This window comes from Variovorax sp. AC103, from assembly GCF_979254005.1.
Genome location: NZ_CEEDFC010000090.1, coordinates 1 through 247, shown reverse-complemented (window position 1 = coordinate 247; position 247 = coordinate 1). Strand labels below are relative to the sequence as shown.

The following is a 247-nucleotide window of genomic DNA, read 5'->3' as shown; positions in this document are numbered from 1 at the left end:
AGATGGACGTGGTCCTGGGCGCCGGCTGGCCTGGCGTCCTGCTGCATGAAGCCATCGGCCACGGCTTCGAAGGCGACTTCCACAGGAAGGGCTCGTCCGTCTTCAACGGCATGATGGGCAAGCGGGTCGCCGCGCCGGGCGTGACCGTGGTGGACGACGGCTCCATCGCCGGGCGTCGCGGCTCCCTGTCCATCGACGACGAGGGCACCCCGACCTCGCGCACCGTCCTGATCGAGGATGGGATCAT

At 68.8% G+C, this 247-nt stretch carries 1 protein-coding gene; it reads left to right on the top strand.

All coding sequences use genetic code 11. The features are described from left to right. A partial coding sequence (locus tag AC0IYU_RS34915; protein WP_472126995.1) for a metallopeptidase TldD-related protein occupies nt 1-247 on the top strand: 247 nt, incomplete at both ends.